Consider the following 24,981-nt stretch of genomic DNA (forward strand, 5'->3'; position numbering starts at 1 on the left):
GTGTAAATGCTTTACCGACCTGGCGGCAAGCGATCGTTTAAACTAACGTGCCGCGGTCGCGAAGGACATGTCAGGATGCCCAGCTTCCCGCTCCAAGGCCTGGTTACGCCCCATCAATTCCACGTCGCTGGAGTTGTCTGGATAGAAACGTGGACCTATCAATCGAACGCGCTTTCCCGCAACATCGACGATATAGTGAGGCCGCACATCTTCCATGGCCTGCCTCGTAACCGTCGCCAGCGACGGCTTTTTTGACGGAATAACGCTGCTGACTTCGTAGGTCTGCGCTAGCACAGCGGTCGTCGTTGACAATAGGAATAGCGCAGCGGCGCCTACAGCGGACCGTTTCATCTTCTTCTCCAGCTCTATCTTGCTTTGCACGAACAACATAAATCAGGGAAATATGGTTCCACCGCCGTTGCGTCATGCCTAGTCATTTGTGCGAAAGCGTACTCAAGCTCTGGAAAGCGGACAGAAACTTGCATAAGCAAAGGCATAGGCCTAGGTCCAGTTCAACCGAACATTGCGACATGCCTTGCAAAGTTACATATCGGGATCTGGGGACGTCATTGGTCAAGCTATCTCCTTTCGTCAGGCGAACGCTCGTCATGCTGGGGCTTGGAATTGCGCTGCTGATCGGGATGGTCGGCGCGTCTCTTTGGCTTGTGCAGAAGAACGACAGCTATTCACATGAGATCGTCGATCTCCGGCGGACGCGCTCGGCCATCCTGGATCTGTTGACCACGATCCAGGACGCAGAGACGGGACAGCGCGGTTATCTTCTGACGCGAAGGGAAGAATATCTGGCGCCATATAGCGATGCTGCCGAAACGCTTGCGGACAAACGCGCGCGCTTGGTAGCAGCCATTCAGAACAAGCCTGCCTACGCTGCAAAACTTCCGGGGCTGCAAGCCGCGCTCATAGCCAAGCTCAACGAAATCGGGCGTACGATCGACCTCGTCAATGCGGGACGCACGGATGAAGCGATTGACATCGTGCGGGCCGATAGCGGCCTCATATATATGCGGGAAATCCGTCAAACACTGGATTATTTTCAGGACATTACGGATGACCGGCTGCGCACGATCGTTTCCGAACAGCTCAACGCGGCCTACAACCTTCGCTGGGTGACGGTCGGCGGTGCAATCGCAATCGTCGCGGTGGTGGGCGGTGCGCTTTTCCTAATCGCGAAATATGTGAGCGAATTGATGCGCTCGCGCGAGGAGGTCGATTCGCTCAACCGCGGCCTTGAAGAGCGCGTCAACGAAAGAACAAGAGACCTGATCAGGGCTAATCAGGAAATCCAGCGCTTCGCCTATATCGTGACCCACGACCTGCGTGCGCCACTCGTCAATATTATGGGATTCCTCTCGGAATTCGAGGCCTCGCTCAAACCAATCGAGCGCTACGTCCTTGCCAATGGTGCAACGCTTCAAGACAGCGAGATCAAGGAAGCCCGACTTGCCGTTGAAGAAGATCTGCCGGAAGCGATAGGCTTCATTCGTTCGTCCACCCGCAAGATGGACCAACTGATCAATGCCATCCTAAAGATCTCACGCGACGGCCGTCGCAAATTGCAGGCGGAGAAAGTCGACCTGAAGGAGCTGCTGGCAACAGCGGCTGCAAGCGTTCAGCACCAGGTTTCTGCTGTGGATGGTGAGATCGACGTGAACGTACAGCCATTCACTGTGATCAGTGATAGGATTTCGCTCGACCAGATTCTTGGCAACCTCTTTGACAATGCCGTAAAGTACCAGATGAAAGGCCGTCCACTTCAACTTTCGGCGCGCATCTTGCCGCAAGGACGTGGCCTAGTTCGGGTCGATATCTGCGATAATGGACGCGGGATCGCAGAGGATGATCTCGAACGGGTGTTTGAACTCTTTAGACGCGCCGGCGACCAGGATCAACAAGGCGAGGGTATTGGACTCGCACATGTGCGTTCGCTAATAAGAAATTTAGGTGGAGACATTACCGTCACCTCGGAACTTGGCAAGGGAAGCACCTTTCAGCTGACTTTACCAACGGATCTGCGGAAAATCACACGAGGTAACGAGATATGAAAATAACAGGACAGGAAGTCACGATCGTCATGATCGAAGACGATGAGGGACATGCCCGCCTGATCGAGAAGAATGTAAGACGCGCAGGCGTCAACAACGACATCGTCCCCTTCACATTGGGCAACAAGGCGCTCGACTATATTCTTGGACCGGAGCGTGACGGTCTCGTCAGCAAGGACCGATACCTGCTGGTTCTGCTGGACCTCAATCTTCCCGATATGTCGGGGATCCGGATCTTGGAGCAGATCAAGAGCAACGAACACACGAAGCGTCTGCCTGTCGTGGTTTTGACGACAACGGACGACGAGACCGAAATCCAGAAGTGCTACGATCTGGGTGCGAATGTCTACATCACCAAGCCGGTCGATTACGAAGGCTTTGCAACAGCAATCAGAAACCTCGGCCTCTTCTTCTCGGTCATACAGGTCCCATGAAGGCGTAACGGCGGTGCATATACTTTATGTCGATGACGATCCAGCAGTTGCCAGGCTCGCCACCCGCGTGCTGCGCCGACACGGCGTTGACGTCGAACATGCGCCGTCGGTCGCCATCGGGCTGGAAAAGTTCAATGCGGCCCGCTTCGACGCCGTCGTTCTGGATCACTACTTTCAAAACGGAACAGGTCTTCAATTCCTCAAGGCGATTGGGGAGCGGACACGCGACACGCCCGTTCTCTACGTAACGGGTGCGAGCGAGGCGCAAATCGCCATTGATGCCTTGAAAGCCGGCGCTGCCGATTATGTGATCAAGACTGTCACAGACGATTTCTTCCCCCTGCTGCTGACGTCGATCGAGCAGGTCTGCGCAAACTTCCAGCTTCGTAAGGAAAAGGAGGAGGCAGAGCGTCTTCTGGTGCGTGCCAAGGAGCGCGCCGAACTGATGGCGAAGGAGATGAACCACCGCATCGCCAACAGCCTTTCGCTGGTTTCCGCGATGATACGCATGCAGATGAACGCGGCCTCCAGCGAAGAGGCGCGCACTGTGCTATCGGAAACGCAAAACCGCATTTCCGCCATAGCAGGCGTTCACCGCAGCCTTTATACCGCCGACAATATGGGTGTCGTCGATCTCGATGCCTATCTCTCTTCGATCATCAGCGAGCTTGCCAAGTCCGGTCCCGATGAAGAGCGTATCCGCATCACCACGGATATGGAGACGATCAGCGCCGCACCCGATCAGGCGGTGGCGCTTGGTGTGATCGTCACCGAGCTCGCCACCAACTCTCTCAAATACGCCTATCCCTCCGGAAGCGGAGATATTCGCATTGCGCTGAGAAGCCGGGACGGAAAGCTGCAATTGACAGTCGAAGACGATGGCGTGGGCATGGGAAGCGCGCCTACGCCGCAAGGCACCGGTCTCGGCACCAAGCTGATATCCGCCATGGCCCGAAGCCTCAAGGCGACAGTCGAACAGAGCAGTGTGCAGCCGCAAACGGGAACGCGCATCTGCGTAGAGTGGGACGCGACACACGTCTGAATCGGCGATGCGTTTTCAGTTCACGCAGATTGGGCAGACGTTCGCTGCAATCACGACATGCGATAAACTGAGGACACTGGCCGCGCGGCGCCCAGCGTCCTTAGATCTAAGCATCGTATTTTCCTACAATCGATCCCGACCTTCCGAGCGACGCTTTCGGGCGCGTCTCCATTAAGAGCGAACGCTTCAGTATGTGCCCGGCAGGCCAGCAACGACTTGCGTTGCAGGCGTACCCGCCATCATTTGCGAGGGAGGCGCCAACGATGTGACAACGATCGGCGTGCCGTCCGGCACGCGATTATAGAGGTCGACAATATCCTGGTTCATCAAGCGCACGCAACCGGACGAGACGGATTTGCCGATCGTCCACCATTCAGGCGAACCGTGGAGGCGATAGATCGTATCACGACCGTCCTTAAAGATATAGAGCGCACGCGCGCCCAGCGGGTTCATCAAACCCGGTGCCATGCCGCCATTGGCGGCGCTATAGGGCTGAAGCTCGGGCTGACGTGCAATCATCTCGTCAGGCGGTGTCCAGCGCGGCCATTGGCGCTTGTACTGTATGACGCCCCTGCCCGACCATTCGAACCCGGCGCGCCCAAGACCGACGCCGTAGCGCATGGCCTGATTGTTTTCATATGTCAGATAAAGAAAATGGTTCGCCGTATCGACCACGATCGTACCGGGCCGTTCGCCAGTCGGGTTTTCCACCATCTGACGGTAAAAGCGCGGGTCGATCTTCTGGTAAGGGATAGCCGGAAGCGGAAATTGCTCCTCAGGTTTCGGTCCGTAGACTTCGGCGTAATAGGGATCAACCCTTGGGCGGACCTCCGCTGTTTCGCGTGGTGTTGTGGTACAGCCGGCCAATGCCGTCAGCGCCAGTCCGCCGGTGCCGAACAGGAAACTCCGGCGTGTCGTGTCATGCTTATTCAATCCAGATCCTCATCAACTGGTCATCGCGTTCCCGAAAACGGGTCTGCGAGCGCCGCGTCCGGGCGGCTTATCGGGTACTTTGTGCCGGATACGCGCCCTGCCATATCCTTGGGTCCGCTGCTTTTCAGAAGAGCACGGAAACTCGGATGCATTCCGCCATCCACATAAGCGTTCAGAGCGCTTGAAGTTCCTTCAGCCATTGCAACGTCGAGCTTCTGCTTCTCGGCACTCAGACGTGCTGCCACCTGCGCCTCGGGTTGATTGATGGCAGGCGGGCACGCGGCCAGCGGATCGCTCGGTTCTCCATTGGCAAACTCCGCATTGAAGACATAACGGCGACCGCAGACTGACACTTTCGGTTGGCGACGGGTGACCTCGAAGTAATCATAGCCATCCTTCAGGGTCCGCCAGAAGGCAAAGTTCGGGTCATTCTTGTAGGCGGCCATGTTTTTCGCCGTCATACGGAAAGGATAGGCCTGCACTTGGAAACGGTCCTGACCGCCCTTCAATGCCCGTTCGACGATCGCATAGATTTCACCTACCTGCGCATCCGTCATCGCATAGCAGCCGGACGAAGAACACGCACCATGCACCATGAGTGCTTCGCCGGTATAGCCAAGCGCAGATTCGAGCCTGTTCGGATAACCGAGGTTGAACGAGACGTAGTATTGAGAGTTCGGATTCAGCATGCTGGAAGACACGTGATAGAAGCCCTCCGGCGCCTGTCTGTCTCCGCTCTTCGTCTTGGGTCCGAGCTTGCCGGACCAGCGGCACATGGGATAGGTCTTGAACAGAGCGTAGTTGCCGGTTTTGTCGACTTTCCAGACTTCCAGTTCGCTTTCCTGCTTGAATATGCGCACAAGAACCGGGCTTTCCGGTTTCATGCCCTTCGCGGACATGGCAGCTGCAACTTTGGAGGACAGCTTCGGCGGCTCTTTCGACGCGCTGTCAAAACCCATAGACGTACAGGCAGCGAGCGACGCGCACAGTGCTACGACGGCCGCGGCACGTGCCGAAGCAATCATGATGTCTCGAAGCTTCGTTGGTGCGAAACCCGATTTTGCCGAAGTGCCCATGGAATGTCTTGCCCGTCTCTCTGCCGCTATTGCGTAACTAAAGAAGGTGACCACATGACGGCAACCACCCGCTTGCACAAAGAGTCGTGAATTTGCGTTACGAGTTCGTTAATCATAGACACACAAACACGTGAGAAACCGTGTGCGGCAATCCGGCTAGCGAAGCAACCCTTGTCCGCCATCGATCCAGACCGGCGTGCCGGTGATGTGACGCGATTTGTCGCCGGCCAGAAAGACCACCAGGTCAGCCACATCCTCACTTAAACCGGCCTTTCCACCCGTAATAGGAATGTCCCCCTCCGGCCATTCAACCGGGACAGCGGTCTCGCGCGAACTGCGAATATCGGTGTTGTCATCGATTTTGGTTTCGATGGCCCCTGGGCAAATTGCGTTCACTCGGATCTTGTATTGCCCCAGTTCGAGCGCCAGCTGCTGGGCCATCGCAAGCTGGCCAGCCTTTGTAGCCGAATAGGCAGTGGCACCGGGGGAGGTAAAGGTGCGCGTTCCGTTGATGGACGAGACGATGATGATCGATCCGCCGCCAGCGGCTTTAAGATGTGGCACGCTCTTGTTGAGGGTAAGGTAGGTTCCGCGAAGATTGACCGTGATGGTATTATCCCATTCCTCAGGCGTCAGATCCTCAATCGGGGCCCATACGCCGTTGATGCCGGCATTGGCAACAACAACATCCAGGCGGCTGAAGGTCTCCGTCAGTTGATCGATTGCGTGCGCCATGTCGTACGGATCTGCAACATCGGCAATGAGCGCTTTTGCGGTACCACCCTGGCTTTTAACTTCCGCCACAAGTTCGTCGAGTTCACTCGCCGTGCGGCCGAGCGCGCCTATCGCATAGCCCTCTTTGGCAAGCGCAATCGCGGCTGCTTTTCCGATACCTGATCCGGCGCCGGTCACGAGCGCGACTTTTCCTTTCATCATAAGATCTCCCCTGTGCTGCAACGCGATCTTTTAACCGCGCCCTCCACAAACTGCTTAGAAAAACGGTTGTTCCGAAAGACACAACGCGCCAACATGTCCAGATGAACAAGGACTTTTTTTCGAGGGACGCCGTTACCGTTGCCAAGGCGATGATCGGCATGGAGTTCCGGCTCCACAATACGGGCGGGATCATCGTCGAGACAGAAGCCTATCGGTCGGACGATCCGGCGTCCCACAGCTTCAATGGCCCCACCGCACGCAATCGCGCCATGTTCGGACCGCCAGCACATCTTTATGTCTACCGGTCCTACGGCATTCACTGGTGCGCGAACATAGTCTGTCTTTCTGGCTCCGCTGTGCTGATACGGGCTCTCGACCCTCAAACCGGCCTTGACCTCATGGCGTTGCGACGCGGAACTGCAGCCACGAAAGCTTTATGCTCTGGACCAGGAAAGCTTTGCCAAGCGCTGGGGATCACTGGCAATCTGGATGGAGTTTCGGTTCTACAAGAACCCTTCCTGCTGCGAGATCGCCAGTCCGTGGCTGATGTCTTGGTCGGCGCGCGCATTGGCATCAGTAAGGCGACCGAAGCGCAGTGGCGATTTGGCCTGAAAGGTTCAGACTGCCTCAGCAAGCCATTTAAGCGCTTGCGCTAGACCATCATCGGTGGGTCGTCATTCTCATCAGGATTGGGATCCGGCGCCTCGTCGGGCAAGCGATCAGGCTCTGGCTCTTTGATCGGCGGCGTTTCAGGCTGGGGTGGCAAGGGAGGCGATACCGGATTTGGTTCGGTCGGAACGATACCCACTGTTTTTCTTCTCCCAATCTATGCGGGCAATCTGATTTTTGACTTCGTCGCCCGGTCCGCGATCGTCGCCGAAACGATCCTGTTATCTGATCAGCGTGCCCGCGGTTCGTTAAACTATAACGCCGGGATAGTGAGAAGGTTGCCTACTGTGTCGTGATTACGCGTAGCCAAGCGAACTGCGTGCCACTTCGCGCTGGTCGCCATAATCCCGCGTATGGGCGTCATGGCCATATTCGTGCGCTGCGTGCGTCAGCTGTAAATCCGGCACCTGCAGCAAGGCGTCAGCGTAAGTGCCGGTTTCCTCGTCAGTGTCGAGAATGGTATGAGCAGGCTTTAGAAAATCGAACATGGCTTCCTCCCATTCGAAGTTTCTTTCTAACGCATTACCCGGCGCTACGTTCCTCCTCGTGGCGCCGACTATGTTCGTTACCGCCCAACTTTAACACACATTATTTTGATGAATCCTTATACGAATGCGACACTTCTTATCGAGCGCACGAGTTTGAGCAGACCCGACGCCGTATGGTATGTCTTCACGGCTCGGGCTATCCTACACCCCTCGCCGGTTACCCCACAGCATAACGTGAAGTTGGGGCAGCACACGCGCTTCGAACCAGCGTTCCGATGTCACCTTGTCGACCAGCCAAAGCATCCGATCCATGATGCCGTCGAGATCCACCCTCGCCTCGTCGTCATCGGGTGGTGGAGGCGTATGATTTCCGGGCTGCAGATAGACGGGAAGGGTGGGGAAACGCGCGGAAGCCTGCCGAGCAAAGGCGTAGTCGGCATCGTCAAAAACAACGACTTTCAGTGCAACGCGAGGCGCGCCACCGGCCGCCTTGAGACAGGTTTCAAGCGCCTGCCAGTCGGTGTCCATTCCGCTCGACGGCGGCTTGGGGCTGAGCACGAGGTGATCCAACTCGGCAAACCAGTCCTTGGAAAGGCTGCCTTGGGTTTCCAGCGCAAAGCGATAGCCTTTCGACTTTCCTTTTTGGATCAACGCCGCAAGTGGCTGGATCGCCGGATTACCGCCGGACAGCGAAACAGTAATCGGCTTGCCGCCGGACAGCGTTTCGACCTGCGCCCAGATCTGCTCAACATAAAGCGGCTTCCAGTCTTCCCGATAGGCGCTGTCGACCGCATGAAGCGTATCGCACCAAGCGCAGCGATAATCGCACCCACCGGTCCGCACGAAGACCGTCGGCAGGCCGATCAGCGGCCCCTCCCCCTGAATGGTAGGGCCGAAGATTTCACTGATGCGAATGGGCTGCTCGCGCAGTTGCGCTTCCGGCGCAGTCATGGCTGGGCCGGTGGACGGTATTCCGCCCATGTCTTGGCCGTCTCGCTGACGCGCACGGCACTCGTCTCCGGGAGCCGTTCCTTGCACCAGTCGTAGAAATGTTGTGCGAGCCGTTCCGCTGTCACCATATCATGGCCGAGCACTTCGTTGAGGTGACGGTGATCGAAGCAATCGTCGATGTAGCGTTTGAGGGGCGCAAGCTCGTGATAGTCACGAACGAACCCATGTTCGTTTAGTGTTTCTCCTGAAAGCTCGACTTCGACGATATAATTATGGCCGTGCAGACGGGCGCATTGGTGATCGGCAGGTAGCGTTTTCAACTGATGCGAAGCCGAAAAATGAAACTCCTTGGTGATGCGAAACATCAGCGCACCTCCTGCGCCGCATAGGCACTGGTGGCGGCAATCCAGAAATCCGGGTCTTCGTAATCGGTGGGATCGCTCACCCCGGCTAGATGGAAAGCTTCGCGACGCTCCACGCAGGTGCCACAGCGGCCACAGTGGCGTGTGCCGCCCTTATAGCAGGACCATGTCTGCTCAAAAGGCGTTTTATGTTTTGCCCCATCTGTGACGATATCCGCCTTGGTCACATTCACATAGGGCGCGTAAAGCTCCACCTCGGCATAACCCTCCAACGCGTGGCGCTGCATGACGTTGAAGCTGTCGATGAAGCCGGGGCGGCAATCTGGATAGATGAAATGGTCGCCGCCGTGTACGGCGATTGCCACGGCATCTGCCTGCTGGGCAGCGGCCAGACCGAATGCAATGGTGAGCATGATCGCGTTACGGTTCGGCACAACGGTAGAGCGCATGGTTTTTTCCGCATAATGACCGTCCGGCACGTCCACATCGTCGGTCAAGGCCGAACCTGTGAGATGTTCTCCGATGGTGCGGATATCGATGATATGGTGCGGCACGCCGAGACGGACCGCGCAAGCAGCGGCAAAATCGACTTCTTTCCTGTGACGCTGGCCATAATCGAAAGAGAGAAGAGCGAGAAGTTCGTGTTCCGCTGCAATTCTGTGCGCAAGCGAAATGGAGTCCAATCCGCCGGAGCAGATGACGATGGTTTTCATAAGTTGGGATCCCTTGTTTTGACCGGGTGGGCTGCGACCGGATTACGAAGGGGCTTTTAGAGCAAAGAATAAGAGTTGTGAAGACTCGAAAAAACCGCCGGGATTAACCTGGCGGCTTTCCGATATTGAGGGAGGAGTAGAGCGCCCTGCGCCCTTTAAGACACTGAGGACGCTCTATTTCCTTCGAACGGCAGCATGCTTTCGATGCTTTATCGTTACCGCAGCAGAGACTGAGCTTCCTCTATGCCGAGCGCTGCCGGCTGTGTGCAGGTTGTGGTCAGGTCGACGAAGCGCCCCTCCTCGCCGGACTTCAGGATCGAAGTCATGACGTCGATGCCATGGAGCGAGCGCTCCAGCGAGCATCGCGCGTCGCGGCCTTCGATAAGCGCCATCGCCATATCGGCAAGGCCGGCCGTACGGTAGTTTGCGCGTGGACCGTTCGGGCTTTCCTGGTTGGCAATACCGAAGGGATGCGCCCAGTCTTCGAGGGGCTGGATGTCCTTGTTGCGACCGCTCGCTTCGACCACGCCCCCAAAGAAGTTTGGGTCAGGCACGTAGATGGAGCCCTCAGTGCCGTAAAGCTCCATATTGGCGTGGCGATGCGACCAGACATCCCAGCTCGCCGACAGCGTAATCGTGGCGCCGTTGACGAATTCCAAAAGCGCATGAATGTTGGTCGGCGTTTCTACCGGGATAATCTGCCCGTTCAGCGGCTGGCTGGTGACGGTACGCGTCGGGTTTGCCATGGAGGTCAGGGCGCCGACGCGCTTGACCGGCCCAATCAGATTGATGAGGTTCGCGATATAGTAGGGACCGAGATCCAGGATAGGTCCGCCGCCCTTCAAGAAGAAGAAGCCGGGATTGGGGTGCCACATTTCCATGCCGGGGCTCATCACATGGCACGTGCCAGACGTGACACGGCCAATACCGCCTTCGTCGATATGCTTGCGGGCCAACTGATGCGCGCCGCCAAGGAAGGTATCTGGCGCGCAACCAACGGCCAGGTTTTTTTCCTTGGCGATACGGCGCAACTCTTCGCCCTCTTCCAGGCTTAGAACAAGCGGCTTTTCCGAGTAGACGTGCTTGCCTGCTTCGAGAATTGCCTTGGAGACCTCGAAATGGGCTGCCGGAATGGTGAGGTTGACGACGACATCGATCTCGTCATTCGCCAGCAGTTCCTCGATGGACTGCGCCTTGACGCCGAATTCCTCGGCACGCAGTTCAGCAGCGCTTCTGTTCAAATCTGCGCAGGCGAGCACCTTCAATCCCTTGAACAGGGGCGAGAGGGAAAAGTAAGTGGTTGAAATATTGCCGCATCCGATGATGCCGACGCCAAGTTCCTTGGCCATGTTATGACTCCGAAATCGTCGATGTTGGATCATTCCAGCAAACAATATTCCTGCCGGAACTCGAGTGAAAAAAGGGAGGAAGCGGTGAACCGTGGCTCACCGCTTCCTAGTCAGTAGCTGTTGAACGATGCGATAGAGCGCGTGATGAGACGATCGGCATCGCTCGGATTGTCATGCTCCACGACGTAATATTTGACCGCGGTATTCTGAAGGGCCGCGATCAAGGCCTTCCAGTCGACCGTGCCATGGCCCACATCCGACCAGCCATCTTCGTCCTTGTTCTCGCCAGCGGGTGCGATGTCCTTGACGTGGACTGCGGTGATACGCTTGCCATAACTTTCGATCCAGGCGAGTGGATCGGCATTTCCGCGGATGATCCAGGCGATATCGGCCTCCCATTCCAGATCGGGTCCGCCTGCAAGGATCTGCTCCTGTGGGGTCGAGCCGTCTTCAAGGGTTGCGAACTCGAAATCGTGGTTGTGCCATCCAAAGGAAATCCCGGCGTCGCGATAGGGCTTCCCAGCTTCCTGGAGACGCTTGCCAAAGGCGAACCAACCGGCGGCGTCGCTCGGGCGCTGATCCGGGAGAAGATAAGGGCAATAGATTGCCTGGATGCCAAGCGTTTTGGCAATTTTCAACGACTGCTCGCGATCGTTCTCCAGCATATCGAGACCGAAATGGCCGGTCGGCATGGTCAAACCATTCGCATCGAGATCGGCACGAAGACCCTTCAGCGCGGCCTCATCCATGGTGGCATAGATACCGCCAAATCCCTCGACATGGGCGTAGCCTGCTGCCGCGAGCTTCTTGAGCATGTCGGAAAGCGGCGGAAAATTGCGCGCGCTATAAAGTTGAAAGCCGAGTTTGGTCATATGTCTCTCCTGACATTTGGCTATCGAGTGAAAGGGTTTAGATGCGCTCTTCGGTCGTCGCATCGAAAAGCGAGGCCATGGTCATATCGAAGGCAAGCTTGACCCTCGTACCTGGCGCAAATCGTCTATGCCCGCCGACGCGGACCGAGATCGTGTGACCGGCAAGCTTGAGCCAGATCAGATTGTCCGCACCCATAGGCTCTTCGATATCGACTGTCGCGTCATGGATCTCGCCGCCGGTGATGTCAGCATCGACGCGGATATGCTCCGGTCGCACGCCGAGAACTGCGGGTTTACCCGCCATCAACGGCGCAGCGGTTTGATAACCGTCCAGGCTGAAGTTCACGCCATTCGTCGTGAAGACCACCTCGCCATCCTTCTCGATCAATTCGCCCCGCAGAAAGTTCATCGATGGCGAGCCGATAAAGCCCGCAACGAAGAGGTTCCTCGGCTTGTTGTAGATCGAAACCGGGTCATCCAACTGCTGGATGACGCCGCTTTTCATGATGGCGATACGATCCGCCAGCGTCAGCGCCTCGATCTGGTCATGGGTCACGTAGATCATCGTGTTCTTCAGCGACTGGTGCAGGCGCTTGATTTCCACGCGCAGTTCCGAGCGCAGCTTGGCATCGAGGTTGGACAGCGGTTCGTCGAAAAGGAACACATCCACGTCACGCACCAGCGCCCGCCCGATTGCGACACGCTGACGCTGGCCACCAGACAGTTCGGCTGGCTTGCGCTTCAGCAGCGGCTCTATCTGCAGGATTCCCGCTGCTCTTTTTACCCGACGATCGATTTCGTCCTTCGCCACTTTTGCTACCTGAAGCCCAAAGGAAAGGTTCTTTTCAACCGACATCTGCGGATAGAGCGCATAGGACTGAAAAACCATTCCAATGCCGCGATCCTTCGGCTCCTCCCAGGTGACATTGCGATCCTTGATAAAGATCTGGCCTTCAGTCGGTTCCAGAAGTCCGGCGATGCAATTCAGCAAGGTGGATTTTCCGCAGCCTGAGGAACCCAGAAGAACGAGGAACTCACCGTCATAGATATCGAGATTGAGGTTCGAGAGCACGTTGACGGCGCCAAACGACAGAGACAAATCCCGAATGGAAACGCTTTTGTCCATAAACTTACCCTTTAACTGCGCCTGCGGCGATGCCGCGCACAAAAAGCCGGCCTGAAACGAAATAGACGAAGAGAGGGACTGCACCCGTCAACAGCGTCGCTGCCATATTGACGTTATATTCCTTCACGCCCTGAACTGAGTTGACGATGTTGTTGAGCTGCACCGTCATCGGATAATATTCAGGTCGGGTGAACACGACGCCGAAGAGGAAGTCGTTCCAGATGCCCGTCACTTGCAGGATCATGGCGACGACGAAAATCGGCATCGACATGGGGAACATGATGCGGAAATAGATCTGCCAGAAGTTGGCGCCGTCGATACGTGCCGCTTTGAACAGCTCTTCCGGAAGACCGGCAAAATAGTTGCGGAACAGCAGCGTCAGGATCGGCATGCCGAAGATGGTGTGGACGATGACAAGACCCGTGAGCGTTCCGTAAATGCCCATTTCGCGCAGCACGATGACGATAGGGTAGATCATCACCTGGTAGGGGATGAACGCACCGATGATGAGGATGGAGAAGAAAAACTCCGAACCCTTGAACTTCCAGTTCGCCAACGCGTAGCCGCTGATCGAGGCGATCAGGATAGACACGATAGTGGATGGCACCATGATGCGAACGGAGTTCCAGAACCCGCGAGACAGACCATCGCAATTTAGGCCTGTGCAGGCATTCGCCCAGGCCTTGACCCAAGGCTCGAACGTGATCTCCACCGGCGGGGCAAAGATATTGCCCAGGCGGATTTCCGGCATACCCTTCAGCGAAGTGACCACCATGACGTAGAGCGGCAGCAAGTAGTAAAGTGCTGCTACGATTAGGGTGCCGTAAAGCACGATGTTGCGACGCGATAGCGTCTTGCGGGGCTTCCGACCGCGCGGTCCGCTCAATCGGTCCGATACGGCATCGGCCCCGGCAGCAACAGTGTTAAGAGTGCTGATATTAGCCACGCTTGCGCCCTCCGAATTCGAGGTAAGCCCATGGAATGATGATGATGGCGACAGTAAGCAGCATCATGGTGGAAGCGGCGAAGCCCTGCCCCAGATTCTGCGCCTGGAACATGTAGTCATAAACATATTTCGCCGGCACTTCGGAGGCGATGCCCGGACCGCCGCTGGTCTGCGCCACAACGAGATCGTACACCTTGACTATGCCGCTGGCGATGATGACGAGCGTGGTGATGAAGACCGGGCGCATCATTGGAATGACGATCAGGAGATAGGTCTTCCACATGGGAATTCCATCCACACGCGCTGCCTTCCAGATATCCTCGTCGATGCCGCGCAGGCCCGCAAGCATAAGGCACATGACAAGACCCGTGCCCTGCCAGAGTGCGGCAATCAAAATACCATAGATGACGATCTGTGAGTTATAGAGCGGATCGAACGTGAAGCTTTCCCAGCCGAGCGAGCGGACAACGGACTGAATGCCGAATTCAGGGTTGAGCAGCCACTGCCAGACGAGGCCCGTCACGATGAAGGACAGGGCAAAGGGGTAAAGGAAGATTGTTCTGAATGTGTTTTCGAAGCGGATCTTCTGATCCATCAAAGCGGCAAGCACGAAGCCTATTACCAGGCTGAAGATCAGCGACAACACGCCGTAAATGGCCAGGTTCTGAATTGATACGAGCCAGCGCGGCGCGGCCCACAAGCGCTCATACTGGTCGAAACCGACAAAACTTGCCCTCGGCAGAAGCTTTGAGTTGGTAAAGGAATAAACGACAGTCCAGATTGTGCCCCCAAGAAATATGACCATGGACGTCAAGATCAGGGGGATGGATGCAATCTTGGAATTCAGATTGCGAAATAGCTGGTTTGGACGTCCCGAATGGCTCTTTACGGCCATATGCCCTCCTATCAATCGGTGTTCCGGACATACGCAGAGCGACGTCCAAACGGTTTGCCAGCCAGCGTCACGCGCCCGGCAAGGTTCGCGACATCGGCGGGATATCGCCCGCCGATGGCTTGCGATTGATAATCAGTCCGCCGAACCGATGATGTCGGCGAAACGCTTCTGCGCCTGCTCGGCAGTCAGCGACTCGTTGGCGAAGAACTCTGCCATCAGGTCTTCCTTCTGCTTCTGCGAATCTGCGGAAATCAGCTGGTCGGTGCTGGTCAGCGCATTGCCCTTGGCCAGAATGGCAAGACCCTTCTTCATGCAGTCATTGGCGGCATTGAGATCGACGTCGCCACGGATCGGCAGCGAACCCTTCTTCAAGTTGAACGCAACCTGCGTCTTGGGATCGACGATCGTTTCCGCAAGAACCTCCTGCGCCTTTGACTTGGCTTCATCCTTTAAAAGCGGGAAGTAGAACGCGTCGCCACCTGTTGTGAGATATTCGCTAAGCCCAAGGCCCGGGAGGCAGGAATAATCTGTGCCAGCCTTCTGATTTGCGAGTTGGAACTCACCCTGGGCCCAGTCACCCATGACCTGACCGGCAGCCTTGCCGGTGATGACCATGTTGGTTGCTTGGTTCCAGTCCTGAACGTTGGAGCCTTTGGCAAGCTTTCGGGCTGCATCGGCGGCTGCAAAAATCTTGGCCATTTCCGGTCCACTAGCGGCGTCCGCATCCTTGTCCTTGAAGACCTTCTCGTAAAGCTCCTTGCCGCCAAGCGACAGGACCAGCGTATCGAAGAGCCCATTCGCCTGCCATGCCTGACCGCCAAGAGCCAGAGGCTGAATGCCCGCCTTTTGCAGGGCCGGACCAACCGCAATGAATTCGTTCCAGCTCTTCGGAACCTCGACGCCAGCTTTCTTGAAGGCTGCATTGGAAAGCCACAGCCACTGCCAGGAATGAATATTCACCGGAGCGCAATAGATCTTACCGTCTATGGTGCAGCTATCGAGCAGGCTGGCGGGTTTGATTACCTCTTTCCAGTTGCCCTTTTCAGCCACGTCGCTCAGATCGCGCATCAAACCGGCTTGAACGAGTTCTTCCGCCTGACGTCCGTGGTTGAATTGCGTAGCGCCCATCGGGTCGCCGCCAGTAATGCGGCTGATCATAATAGGACGAGCCGTACCGCCGGAGCCGGCAATGGCGCCATCCACCCATTTATTTCCAGTTGCATCGAAAGCCTTGGCGAGCTCAGCCACGGCGGCCGCCTCACCTCCCGATGTCCACCAGTGCGTTACTTCGAGATCCGTCGCCCCGGCAATGCCCGCCGGCAGCATGACGCTTGCCGCCAGAGCGGCCAAAATAGAACGAATGCGCATGAGTCTCCTCCCTCACTGAAACGTTGCCGTAAGACCGTATGCGAATCATATTGCTTGCGCAACAGGGGAAAGGTGAAATTTTGATTTTATAAATTATTGATATATATCAATAGCTTAACAAATCTTCCAGCTGAGCGTCCTCGCTGATGCCCACACGCGCCTGAACTTTGGTACGATTAGATATACTCAAAGCAACCAAGTGCCGAATTCAAGCGGTGTTGCGCGGAAAGAAACCCTAGCCACTCAATAAAAATCTTCAGGTATATAGGCTTGTTTTTTTCTCGACACTGGGATGATCCATTTACATCCTTAGAGAGAAATACGGATTTTCACGTAAAAAATAGAAATAATGATGTCGATAAACAATCGAAGATGGATAAAGGCTTGATCAAAGTAACATTTTAGCCGGTCAGCAAGTGAAGCCCGTCCCTTCGATTTTAATGACGCATTAACTATCCTCATATTAAAAAAAGAGTAGAAAATATGTCTTGATCCGGCTTCCAGATTTTTGGGCTTAGGCAAGACATTCTTACTGGGCGCATGACGCAAGCCCAAATTCCCAAAATGTTTAAATCAATTGCGAACGCCCGCTTTGGCTCGAGCCGAAGAACGGACAGTCGTTCCGTATCGAATGCCTGGAGCTAAGGTGAAGGTAGTACTCTTAGACGATAGCCGATCCGCGCTTTTTGCTCTCGAAACATCTCTGAGCAATATTGAAGGCATTGAAATCATTTCATTTCTAGCGCCCGAAGCGGCGCTTGACTATTGCCTCGTCAACCCTGTCGACCTGGTTTTCGTCGACTACATGATGCCGCGACACACGGGAATCGATGTTATCAGGGCACTGAGACAGTCACCTGATTACACCCTTGTGCCAATGGTCATGGTAACCGCGGAGCGGCAACGCGAAATTCTCCTTGCCGCCTTCGAGGCGGGCGCAACCGAATTTGTGTCGAAGCCCTTCGACGCAATCGAGCTTCAGGCCCGTGCGACCAATCTCCTGCAACTTCGCCGAGCCCATCTCGAATTGGCTCGCCAAGCCACCCGGCTTGAAGAAGAGGTAACCCGCGCCACGCAGGAACTGGTTGCCCGGGAAGAAGAGATCATCTGGCGTCTGGCCCGTGCAATCGAGTTTCGTGATGGCGCGACCGGAGACCACATCTCGCGCGTTGCAAAAATCAGTCAATTAATTGCCGCAGATCTCGGTCTCGACAAAGAAACCTGCCGGATGATCTATCTGGTAGCACCTCTCCACGATGTGGGTAAAATCGGCATCGCCGACGATATTCTGCAGAAGCCAGGCAAGCTGACGCCCGCCGAAATCACAGTGATGCGCAAGCATGTGGAACTCGGCGTGAGCCTGCTCAGCAATGGTACGTCGCGCCTTCTCCAGGTTGCAGAGGCGATTGCTGGCGGCCACCACGAAAGATGGGACGGCACCGGATATCCGAGCGGCATCAAAGGTGCCGACATTCCTCTCGTTGCGCGGATCGTCGCAGTTGCGGATGTCTTCGAAGCTCTGTGTACACAGCGGCCTTACAAGAAAGCATGGCCTGTAGAAGCGGCCCGCGAGCACATTCGCGAAAACAGCGGGCTGCATTTCGACCCGGATTGCGTAGCGGCCTTCGAGCGGCAATGGCCCAGAATCGCGCCGCTGATGACACAAAACGGCACCGACAGCGTAGAGCCGCCAGCTTTGGCAGCCAGCCTGACAGACTATCTCTCCCTCGCATCCGCAGGGCAAGCGCAAATCGAACATACCCAGGAAAGCTGATGACCCCTGAAACAGTGACACTTCCGTCATCCCTTTCGATACGAGGGATCAACGCCATTCACGAGACCGTGCTTTCCGCCTTTCAGGAAAGCAGCGCCATCGTGCTCGACATACCCGAGGATGCGACCGTCGATCTGAGCTTCGTCCAGCTTGTCGAGTCCTCAAGGTTATACGCCCGCGAACAGGGCAAATTCATCACCCTGAAGAAGCCCGCAACGCAAGGCGTCGTGGAGACGCTTGAGCGTGCTGGCTTTCTCGAGAACATGGACGAGGCCTCGCGCCTCTTCTGGCTACACGGAAAGGACATATAAATGAGCGCCAACATTCTGACGGTGGACGACTCCGCAAGCATTCGAATGACGACGAAGATCGCCCTCACAAATGCCGGTTACCAGGTGACCGAAGCGGTTGACGGCGCAGACGGCCTTTCGAAAGCGAAAAGCGCTTCCTACGATATGATCGTCACCGACCTCAACATGCCGAATATGAACGGCTTGGAGATGATCGAGGCTCTGCGCCAATCGCCTGCGCATACCGGAATACCGATCATCTTTTTGACGACGGAATCCGATGCCGACATGAAGGCGCGCGCCAAAGCTGCCGGTGCCACAGGTTGGGTAACCAAGCCATTCGACCCGGAGAATCTGGTCAAGATTGTCAGAAAGGTACTCGGTAAATGACGCTGCTGGACCCTATTCAGGTTTTCAGGACGGAAGCTGCCGAGCTCTTCGAGCAAATCGAAAGCGGGCTTCTCGACCTTCTGCACGATCTCTCCAATCAAAGTCAGATTGATGCCGTGTTTCGCGGCCTGCATACCTTAAAAGGGTCCGGCGCAATGTTTGGTTTCGAGGCTCTTGCGGCCTTCACCCATCACTGCGAAACGGCCTTTGACAGGGTACGCAAGGGTGAAGTTCCCGCCACGAGCGAATTGATTGCTGCCGTTTTGGAAGCGCAGGACCATATGCGCCGCTTGGTTGACAACCCGGCCACCGCATTTCCCGAAACAGGGGACCGGTTGCTGGCAAAGTTACAGGCAGCGGTCGGCGAAGGCGCCGGTAACAAGGCAACCACGCCGACGGCTCCGAAGGCCACGGCCGCTGGCGCACCGGCAAAGACGTCCGGTGCGACGTGGAGCATCAGGTTCCGCCTCCCTGAGAATGCGATGGCCAATGGCACCAACCCGCTTGGCCTCCTCAATGAGCTGCGCGAACTCGGCAAATGCACCATCGCCGCCAACACAGGCGCCATTCCTCCTCTTGGAGAAATAGACCCCACACAGCTCTACCTCGGCTGGTCTGTGACCTTGACGACTGAACAGCCCCGTTCCGCCATCGACGACGTCTTCATCTTCGTCATGGACGACATGGAGCTTGAGATCACCCAAGTGGAAGCCGCTATCGCTTCCGAGGAAATCGTACCGCCTCCTGCACCTGTCGAAGAAGCAGCCAAGGCCAATCCTCAGCTTGTCCAGGCGGCCACGGAGGGCAAGCAGGGTCGAGCAGCCGAGAACGTGCGCGTCCCGGCTGAGCGTCTCGATGAGCTGATGGACCGCGTTGGCGAACTTGTCATCGCTCAGTCACGTCTATCGCAGCTTGCCAATACCAGCGTCGATATTCATCTGCGTGCCGTGTCTGAAGATGTGGAGCGCCTTTCGGGCGAGCTTCGCGACACGATGATGGTTCTGCGCATGGTGCCGATCGCGCAGCTCTTCAGCCGCTTCCGGCGTCTGACACACGATCTGGCGCGCGAAACCGGCAAGCAGATCGAGCTCATTACCGAAGGCGAGAGCACTGAAGTCGACAAGGCCGTGATCGAGCGGCTGGCCGATCCACTGGTACATCTCGTGCGCAATTCGTGCGATCACGGCCTGGAAACGCCGGAAGAACGTATTGCAGCCGGCAAGGACCCGGTCGGGCATGTTTCGCTGGTCGCGCGTCAGACCGGTGGCGACGTCATCATCACCATCAAGGACGATGGTCGAGGCATCAACCGCGAGCGTGTCCGTGCCAAGGCGGAATCCTCCGGCCTGGTCGCGCCGGGAGCACTCCTGACAGATCAGGAATTGCTTCAGATGATTTTCGAACCCGGCTTCTCGACAGCAGCGCAAGTAACCAATCTCTCTGGTCGCGGCGTTGGCATGGATGTCGTGAAGAAGACGATCGAGGCGCTGCGTGGTACGATCAACATTACCAGCGCGCCAGGCGCCGGCTCTGAAGTGTCGCTTGCCATTCCGCTCACACTTGCCATCATCGATGGCCTGCTCGTTCGCGTCGGCCATGGCTGCTACGTCATTCCGCTCTCTGCCGTGGAAGAGTGCCTGGAACTGTCACCCGAAGACGACGTCAAATCCCGCGGTCGTTCGTTTATTTCGCTGCGCGAAAGCCTGGTGCCTTTCATCCGCCTGCGTGAACTCTTCCAGAGCGGCACGAAGCCGGACCAGTTCCAGAAGGTCGTGGTCATTTCCACCGGTTCGGAGCGTGTCGGACTGGTCGTCGATCAGATCATCGGCGATCACCAGACGGTCATCAAAGCCATGTCCAAGCTGCACCACGACGTCGCGACTTTCTCGGGCGCGACCATTCTTGGTGACGGCAGCGTCGCTCTCATTCTCGACGTCGCACACCTGGTTGCGGCGGGCCAGCAACAGGAGGCGCAGATGCGCATCGCCGGATGAACCAGCCGCTATTGAAACAACCCGAAGACTTCTGGGCGGAGCGCCAAGACATCGAAGTCCTGACCTTTTCGATCGAAGGCGAGACCTTTGCCATCGAAGCCGCACAGGTACAAGAAATCCTAGACCTGCTGCCTGAGACGGCCGTTCCGGGCGCCAAGGCCTTCGTATCAAGCGTCATCAATTTTCGCGGCAAAGTCATTCCGCTGGCGGACATACGTCTCGCCTTCGGCATGCACGCTGCGGAAAAGACCATCGACAGCCGCATCGTCGTTATCGAAATTTCGCTTGAAGGCGAACAGACGCTGGTCGGGCTGAGAACCGACAAGGTCTATGAGGTCACCACATTTTCCAAGTCAGCCAGCGAGCCACCACCCAGTGTCGGCATGCGTTGGCGGCCAGACTACATCAACTGCCTGATCAAACGCGGCTCAGAGTTCGTCATCATGCCGAACCTCATCGCGATCTTTTCGGCACAGCGTGAAAGCATGCCTGGAAAAGTAGGCGTTCAAGGCAACGTGGTTGAACTAGGAAAAGTATGAGTTCCAGACCGTCGAAGGGGATCGGCGGCCAAGGAACCACCAAAAACTTGATTGATCTACCACACGCCCGGTTTGGGCGCATGGAACCGAACGAAACAGCGCACCGGAAGAAATAGAGCGTTCCGGACAGCAAACACCTGATGCGCCAAAATCACGCATCAATCACGGGGGCAACATGCGATTTACGATCAAACTTAAACTGACGCTGGCGTTCGGGATTATCTTGACCGTTCTTGCCGCGCTTTCCTTTTACAGCATCACAAGCTTGGGCACCGTCAACCAAGCGATCAACGAACTCGCCAATGGTCCTGAGAAGCGGCTTCAATATGCACTTCAGATCGACCGTAACCTCTCTGAAATCATTCGCCAGCAAAAGAATGCTTTGCTCGAAAATGAGACTACAGGCACCGATCGTTATCTGAAGGTCGCGGATGATCTAACAGCCACCACCCTGGAACTTGGACGTACCGGATTCTCTCAGGCTTCTCCGCAAGGCAAGCCATACTGGGCCGCCACTGTCGAGGCTTTCGAGAAATTCAGCGGTGAGTCCGTAAAGCTCAAGGATTTGTTGGCAGCAGGAGACAAACGAGGCGCCATCGAGTACTCCAACGGTCAGATGCGCGCTCTCGCGCTATCGATCGGCACGAACACCAAGGAACTTGTCAAAGTTCAGTTGGAACGTGTGGACACAATGCTTGCCGATAGCCAGGCAACCTATGAGCAAGTCCGGCTCATCATGATCATCGCCGTCGCGTCAGCGGTTCTGGGTAGCCTCGTCATCGCAACCTGGATCGCGCTCGGCATCAACACCGGCCTGCGCAAGATCATGACGGTTGCTGAAGCTGTTGCCGTCGGCGATCTCGATAAGAATGTTGAGATCAAAACCAATGACGAAATCAAGGATCTTGTCGAGCGCATCAATGTGATGACCGCAAACCTTCGCAATACGGCAAATGTCGCAAACCAGATTTCCGAGGGCGACCTGACGGTAACGCCGAAGCCGCTATCGGATAAAGATACGCTCGGTATTTCGCTTGAAAAGATGGTCGAGCGTCTGCGTGGCGTGGTGGGCGATGCGCTCGCCGCAGCTGACAACGTATCTTCCGGTAGTCAGGAACTGTCTTCGTCTTCCGAGCAGCTTTCGCAGGGTGCGACCGAACAGGCATCCTCTGCCGAAGAAGCCTCCGCTTCGATGGAAGAGATGGCCGCCAACATCAAGCAGAACGCCGATAACGCTGCCCAGACCGAGAAGATCGCTCGACAGTCGTCGAAGGATGCGGAAGCCAGCGGTGAGGCGGTTGGCCGTGCCGTTGTGGCCATGCGCACCATTGCCCAGAAGATCTCCATCGTCCAGGAAATCGCGCGTCAGACCGATCTTCTGGCACTGAATGCCGCCGTCGAAGCCGCTCGTGCCGGTGAGCATGGAAAAGGCTTTGCAGTCGTTGCCTCCGAAGTCCGAAAGCTTGCAGAACGCAGCCAGGCAGCAGCAGCCGAAATCTCCTCCCTCTCCGGTGAAACCGTTCAGGTTGCAACCGAAGCTGGTGAGATGCTGAACCGTCTGGTTCCAGATATTCGCAAGACCGCAGAGCTGGTCTCGGAAATCTCTGCTGCCTGCCGTGAGCAGGACATCGGAGCCAGCCAGATCAACGAAGCGATCCAGCAGCTCGACAAGGTAACGCAGCAGAACTCCGGCGCGTCAGAAGAAATGTCTGCCACCTCTGAAGAACTGGCTGCGCAGGCCGAAGAGCTCCAGGCAAGCATCGCCTTCTTCAAGGTCGAGCGTGCCAATGCAAATGGCCGCCCTGTACCGGTTCGCGCCCCGGCTTCAACGATCGCACATCGCGCTCCGGCAAAGACAGCCGCTCCAGTTCGTCGCCCTGCCCCCACACACTCTGTCCACGCTCAGCAGGCTCGCGCCACTGGCTTTGCGCTCGACATGTCTATGGGCGGACCAGACGATAACGACCAGGACTTCCGCGAAAGCGCCTAAGACTTTCCGGGAGCCTGTGACCGAACACACACAGGCTCCTCGTCACTCATTCAGCCAATCCCAACGCAAAGCTCCTTGTGCCTGAGCTTTTCCGTCTCGTGGCCTAGCGCCACACCTAAGGATCACTACGATGCGATTTACGATTAAGCTCAAACTTGCATTCGCCTTTGCGCTCATCATCCTGCTGTCGGCGGGTATGGCTGGCATGGCCATCACACAGCTGTCATCACTCAACTCTGCCGTCACGGATATCGTGCAGGGCCCTGCCACCAATCTTCGCAACTCCAGCGATCTTTCTGACGCGATCATGAGTGCGATCGCCAACGAAAAGAGCGCGGCGCTCAACGAAGACGCTGCCCGTATTTCCACCTATGTCGATGCCGCGCGTTCGGAGCGCGTGAAGATGACGCAGATTATTGCTGCATTGGAAAAAGAGACCAATCCGGCCATTCACGCCAAGGTGCTGGAGCTGAAGGCAGCCATTCCCGCATGGGAAAAGCTGCAGGAAGAAGTCCTGCGCCTCGCCACCGTCAACACCACGGAAAGCAACCGTCAGGCGGGCTCCATCTCCATGGGAGACGGCGAGAAGGCGACACGCGCCATGCTGACAATTCTCGAAGGTCTGAACAACGAAATCGCTACTGACTTGAAGGCAACGGACGAAGCGACCAATGAGGAGTATGACACTTCGCGCACGATCCTCGTCAGTGTCGTCGCAGCGATTATCATCCTTTCTATCCTGATCGCCACCTGGATCGCACTTGGCATCAACAAGGGATTGCAGCAAGCAATCCGTGCGTCGCGCGCAGTTGCAATAGGCGACCTCGATCAGGACATCGCGATCAAGAGCAATGACGAGATCAAGGATCTGGTCGACAGCATGAACGTGATGACGACCAATCTGCGCGCTACCGCAGCAGTTGCCAACAACATTGCGCAAGGCGATCTTTCTCAAGATGTGAAGCCGCTTTCTGACAAGGATAGCCTGGGGATCGCCATGGGCAACATGGTCGTCAATCTGCGCGCGACCGCCGACGTCGCGAGCACAATCGCCGCTGGCGACCTCTCCAAGGACGTAAAGCCTCTCTCTGACAGAGATACTCTTGGCACAGCCATGCTCAACATGGTGACCAATCTGCGCGAGACGGCAAAGGTCGCAAACCAGATCGCCGACGGTGATCTGACTGTCACGCCAAAGCCGCTGTCCAACAAAGATACTTTGGGCATTGCGCTGCAGTCGATGGTTGAACGTCTGCGTGGCGTGGTGGGCGATGCGCTTGCTGCGGCCGACAACGTCTCTTCCGGTAGTCAGGAACTGTCCTCGTCTTCCGAGCAGCTGTCGCAGGGCGCAACCGAACAGGCATCCTCTGCCGAAGAAGCCTCCGCTTCCATGGAAGAGATGGCCGCTAACATCAAGCAGAACGCTGACAACGCTGCACAGACCGAGAAGATCGCTCGCCAGTCGTCCAAGGATGCTGAAGCCAGCGGCGAAGCTGTGGGCCGTGCAGTCGTCGCAATGCGCACGATTGCGCAAAAGATTTCCATCGTTCAGGAAATCGCCCGTCAGACCGATCTTCTGGCACTCAATGCCGCTGTGGAAGCCGCGCGCGCCGGTGAACACGGCAAGGGCTTTGCCGTCGTCGCCTCTGAAGTCCGTAAGCTTGCAGAACGCAGCCAGGCGGCAGCAGCCGAAATCTCCTCCCTCTCCGGTGAAACCGTTCAGGTCGCAACCGAAGCTGGTGAGATGCTGAACCGTCTGGTTCCTGATATCCGCAAGACCG

At 56.6% G+C, this 24,981-nt stretch carries 25 protein-coding genes; 11 read left to right on the forward strand and 14 right to left on the reverse strand.

The window, feature by feature from the left end; all coding sequences use genetic code 11:
* Positions 1 to 42 precede the first annotated feature (42 nt).
* Positions 43 to 351: a hypothetical protein gene (locus QZ869_RS18720; protein WP_296017478.1), complete on the reverse strand. Its 309-nt coding sequence runs from the start codon at positions 349 to 351 to the stop codon at positions 43 to 45.
* A 257-nt stretch (positions 352 to 608) separates the two neighbouring features.
* On the opposite strand from QZ869_RS18720, the gene QZ869_RS18725 reads away from it, so the two are divergent.
* The 3 genes from QZ869_RS18725 to QZ869_RS18735 are packed head-to-tail and all read left to right on the forward strand — an operon-like array spanning position 609 to position 3,539.
* Positions 609 to 2,063 (forward strand): CHASE3 domain-containing protein, encoded by a 1,455-nt coding sequence (locus QZ869_RS18725; RefSeq protein WP_296106609.1) that lies wholly within the window; start codon positions 609 to 611, stop codon positions 2,061 to 2,063.
* A complete protein-coding gene (locus QZ869_RS18730; RefSeq protein WP_296017480.1) occupies positions 2,060 to 2,497 on the forward strand; it encodes a response regulator in 438 nt (145 codons plus the stop codon). The genes QZ869_RS18725 and QZ869_RS18730 overlap by 4 nt, the downstream gene beginning before the upstream one ends.
* A gap of 13 nt (positions 2,498 to 2,510) precedes the next feature.
* Entirely contained in the window at positions 2,511 to 3,539 is a 1,029-nt protein-coding gene (locus tag QZ869_RS18735; RefSeq protein WP_296106531.1) for a response regulator, read from the forward strand.
* 186 nt (positions 3,540 to 3,725) lie between these two features.
* On the opposite strand, the gene QZ869_RS18740 is transcribed toward QZ869_RS18735, so the two are convergent.
* From QZ869_RS18740 to QZ869_RS18750, 3 genes are all read right to left on the reverse strand, one after another.
* Positions 3,726 to 4,472 carry a L,D-transpeptidase gene (locus QZ869_RS18740; protein WP_296106534.1) on the reverse strand — a complete coding sequence of 249 codons (747 nt, stop codon included), beginning with the start codon at positions 4,470 to 4,472 and terminating at the stop codon, positions 3,726 to 3,728.
* A gap of 20 nt (positions 4,473 to 4,492) precedes the next feature.
* Positions 4,493 to 5,497, reverse strand: a complete 1,005-nt coding sequence (locus QZ869_RS18745) for a murein L,D-transpeptidase family protein (RefSeq protein WP_296017632.1) — start codon at positions 5,495 to 5,497, stop codon at positions 4,493 to 4,495.
* A 207-nt stretch (positions 5,498 to 5,704) separates the two neighbouring features.
* Positions 5,705 to 6,484, reverse strand: a complete 780-nt coding sequence (locus tag QZ869_RS18750; protein ID WP_296106535.1) for an SDR family NAD(P)-dependent oxidoreductase — start codon at positions 6,482 to 6,484, stop codon at positions 5,705 to 5,707.
* 101 nt (positions 6,485 to 6,585) lie between these two features.
* Between QZ869_RS18750 and QZ869_RS18755 the strand changes: the two genes are divergently transcribed.
* Complete coding sequence (locus QZ869_RS18755) at positions 6,586 to 7,140, forward strand: DNA-3-methyladenine glycosylase (RefSeq protein ID WP_296106539.1); 555 nt, start codon at positions 6,586 to 6,588, stop codon at positions 7,138 to 7,140.
* Between the two features lie 309 nt (positions 7,141 to 7,449).
* Here QZ869_RS18755 and QZ869_RS18760 read toward each other — a convergent pair whose 3' ends face one another.
* The 10 genes from QZ869_RS18760 to QZ869_RS18805 form a co-directional block, all read right to left on the reverse strand.
* The gene (locus tag QZ869_RS18760) at positions 7,450 to 7,641 is read right to left on the reverse strand and encodes a hypothetical protein (RefSeq protein WP_296041668.1); all 192 of its coding nucleotides are present in this window, start codon (positions 7,639 to 7,641) and stop codon (positions 7,450 to 7,452) included.
* A 201-nt stretch (positions 7,642 to 7,842) separates the two neighbouring features.
* Positions 7,843 to 8,592, reverse strand: a complete 750-nt coding sequence (queE, locus tag QZ869_RS18765; protein ID WP_296106612.1) for a 7-carboxy-7-deazaguanine synthase QueE — start codon at positions 8,590 to 8,592, stop codon at positions 7,843 to 7,845.
* Positions 8,589 to 8,957 (reverse strand): 6-carboxytetrahydropterin synthase QueD, encoded by a 369-nt coding sequence (queD, locus tag QZ869_RS18770; protein WP_296106543.1) that lies wholly within the window; start codon positions 8,955 to 8,957, stop codon positions 8,589 to 8,591. Before queD ends, queE begins: the two co-directional genes overlap by 4 nt.
* On the reverse strand, positions 8,957 to 9,667 hold the full coding sequence (queC, locus tag QZ869_RS18775) for a 7-cyano-7-deazaguanine synthase QueC (protein ID WP_296080484.1): 711 nt from the start codon (positions 9,665 to 9,667) through the stop codon (positions 8,957 to 8,959). The genes queD and queC overlap by 1 nt, the downstream gene beginning before the upstream one ends.
* Before the next feature lie 215 nt (positions 9,668 to 9,882).
* On the reverse strand, positions 9,883 to 11,016 hold the full coding sequence (locus QZ869_RS18780) for a Gfo/Idh/MocA family oxidoreductase (protein WP_296106546.1): 1,134 nt from the start codon (positions 11,014 to 11,016) through the stop codon (positions 9,883 to 9,885).
* Positions 11,017 to 11,126: 110 nt separating this feature from the next.
* Positions 11,127 to 11,888: a sugar phosphate isomerase/epimerase gene (locus tag QZ869_RS18785; RefSeq protein WP_296017498.1), complete on the reverse strand. Its 762-nt coding sequence runs from the start codon at positions 11,886 to 11,888 to the stop codon at positions 11,127 to 11,129.
* 37 nt (positions 11,889 to 11,925) lie between these two features.
* Complete coding sequence (locus QZ869_RS18790; RefSeq protein WP_296106548.1) at positions 11,926 to 13,014, reverse strand: ABC transporter ATP-binding protein; 1,089 nt, start codon at positions 13,012 to 13,014, stop codon at positions 11,926 to 11,928.
* 4 nt (positions 13,015 to 13,018) lie between these two features.
* Positions 13,019 to 13,960 (reverse strand): carbohydrate ABC transporter permease, encoded by a 942-nt coding sequence (locus QZ869_RS18795; RefSeq protein ID WP_296017503.1) that lies wholly within the window; start codon positions 13,958 to 13,960, stop codon positions 13,019 to 13,021.
* A complete protein-coding gene (locus tag QZ869_RS18800) occupies positions 13,953 to 14,855 on the reverse strand; it encodes a carbohydrate ABC transporter permease (protein WP_296017504.1) in 903 nt (300 codons plus the stop codon). The genes QZ869_RS18795 and QZ869_RS18800 overlap by 8 nt, the downstream gene beginning before the upstream one ends.
* A gap of 132 nt (positions 14,856 to 14,987) precedes the next feature.
* Positions 14,988 to 16,223 carry an ABC transporter substrate-binding protein gene (locus QZ869_RS18805; protein WP_296106555.1) on the reverse strand — a complete coding sequence of 412 codons (1,236 nt, stop codon included), beginning with the start codon at positions 16,221 to 16,223 and terminating at the stop codon, positions 14,988 to 14,990.
* A gap of 646 nt (positions 16,224 to 16,869) precedes the next feature.
* Here QZ869_RS18805 and QZ869_RS18810 point away from each other — a divergent pair.
* The 7 genes from QZ869_RS18810 to QZ869_RS18840 form a co-directional block, all read left to right on the forward strand.
* Positions 16,870 to 17,997 (forward strand): HD domain-containing phosphohydrolase, encoded by a 1,128-nt coding sequence (locus tag QZ869_RS18810; RefSeq protein ID WP_296017508.1) that lies wholly within the window; start codon positions 16,870 to 16,872, stop codon positions 17,995 to 17,997.
* Complete coding sequence (locus tag QZ869_RS18815; protein ID WP_296017510.1) at positions 17,997 to 18,308, forward strand: STAS domain-containing protein; 312 nt, start codon at positions 17,997 to 17,999, stop codon at positions 18,306 to 18,308. Before QZ869_RS18810 ends, QZ869_RS18815 begins: the two co-directional genes overlap by 1 nt.
* Positions 18,309 to 18,677 (forward strand): response regulator, encoded by a 369-nt coding sequence (locus QZ869_RS18820; RefSeq protein ID WP_296017511.1) that lies wholly within the window; start codon positions 18,309 to 18,311, stop codon positions 18,675 to 18,677. It begins immediately after the preceding gene.
* Positions 18,674 to 20,671, forward strand: coding sequence for a chemotaxis protein CheA (locus tag QZ869_RS18825; RefSeq protein WP_296106560.1), 1,998 nt, complete (start codon positions 18,674 to 18,676; stop codon positions 20,669 to 20,671). The genes QZ869_RS18820 and QZ869_RS18825 overlap by 4 nt, the downstream gene beginning before the upstream one ends.
* A complete protein-coding gene (locus QZ869_RS18830) occupies positions 20,668 to 21,210 on the forward strand; it encodes a chemotaxis protein CheW (protein WP_296017524.1) in 543 nt (180 codons plus the stop codon). Before QZ869_RS18825 ends, QZ869_RS18830 begins: the two co-directional genes overlap by 4 nt.
* Before the next feature lie 175 nt (positions 21,211 to 21,385).
* Positions 21,386 to 23,200, forward strand: coding sequence for a methyl-accepting chemotaxis protein (locus QZ869_RS18835; protein ID WP_296017526.1), 1,815 nt, complete (start codon positions 21,386 to 21,388; stop codon positions 23,198 to 23,200).
* Positions 23,201 to 23,330: 130 nt separating this feature from the next.
* The coding region (locus QZ869_RS18840; RefSeq protein WP_296106564.1) for a methyl-accepting chemotaxis protein at positions 23,331 to 24,981 on the forward strand (1,651 nt) is incomplete at its 3' end.

It is taken from the genome of uncultured Agrobacterium sp. (genome assembly GCF_913777885.1).
Classification (GTDB): Bacteria; Pseudomonadota; Alphaproteobacteria; order Rhizobiales; family Rhizobiaceae; genus Agrobacterium.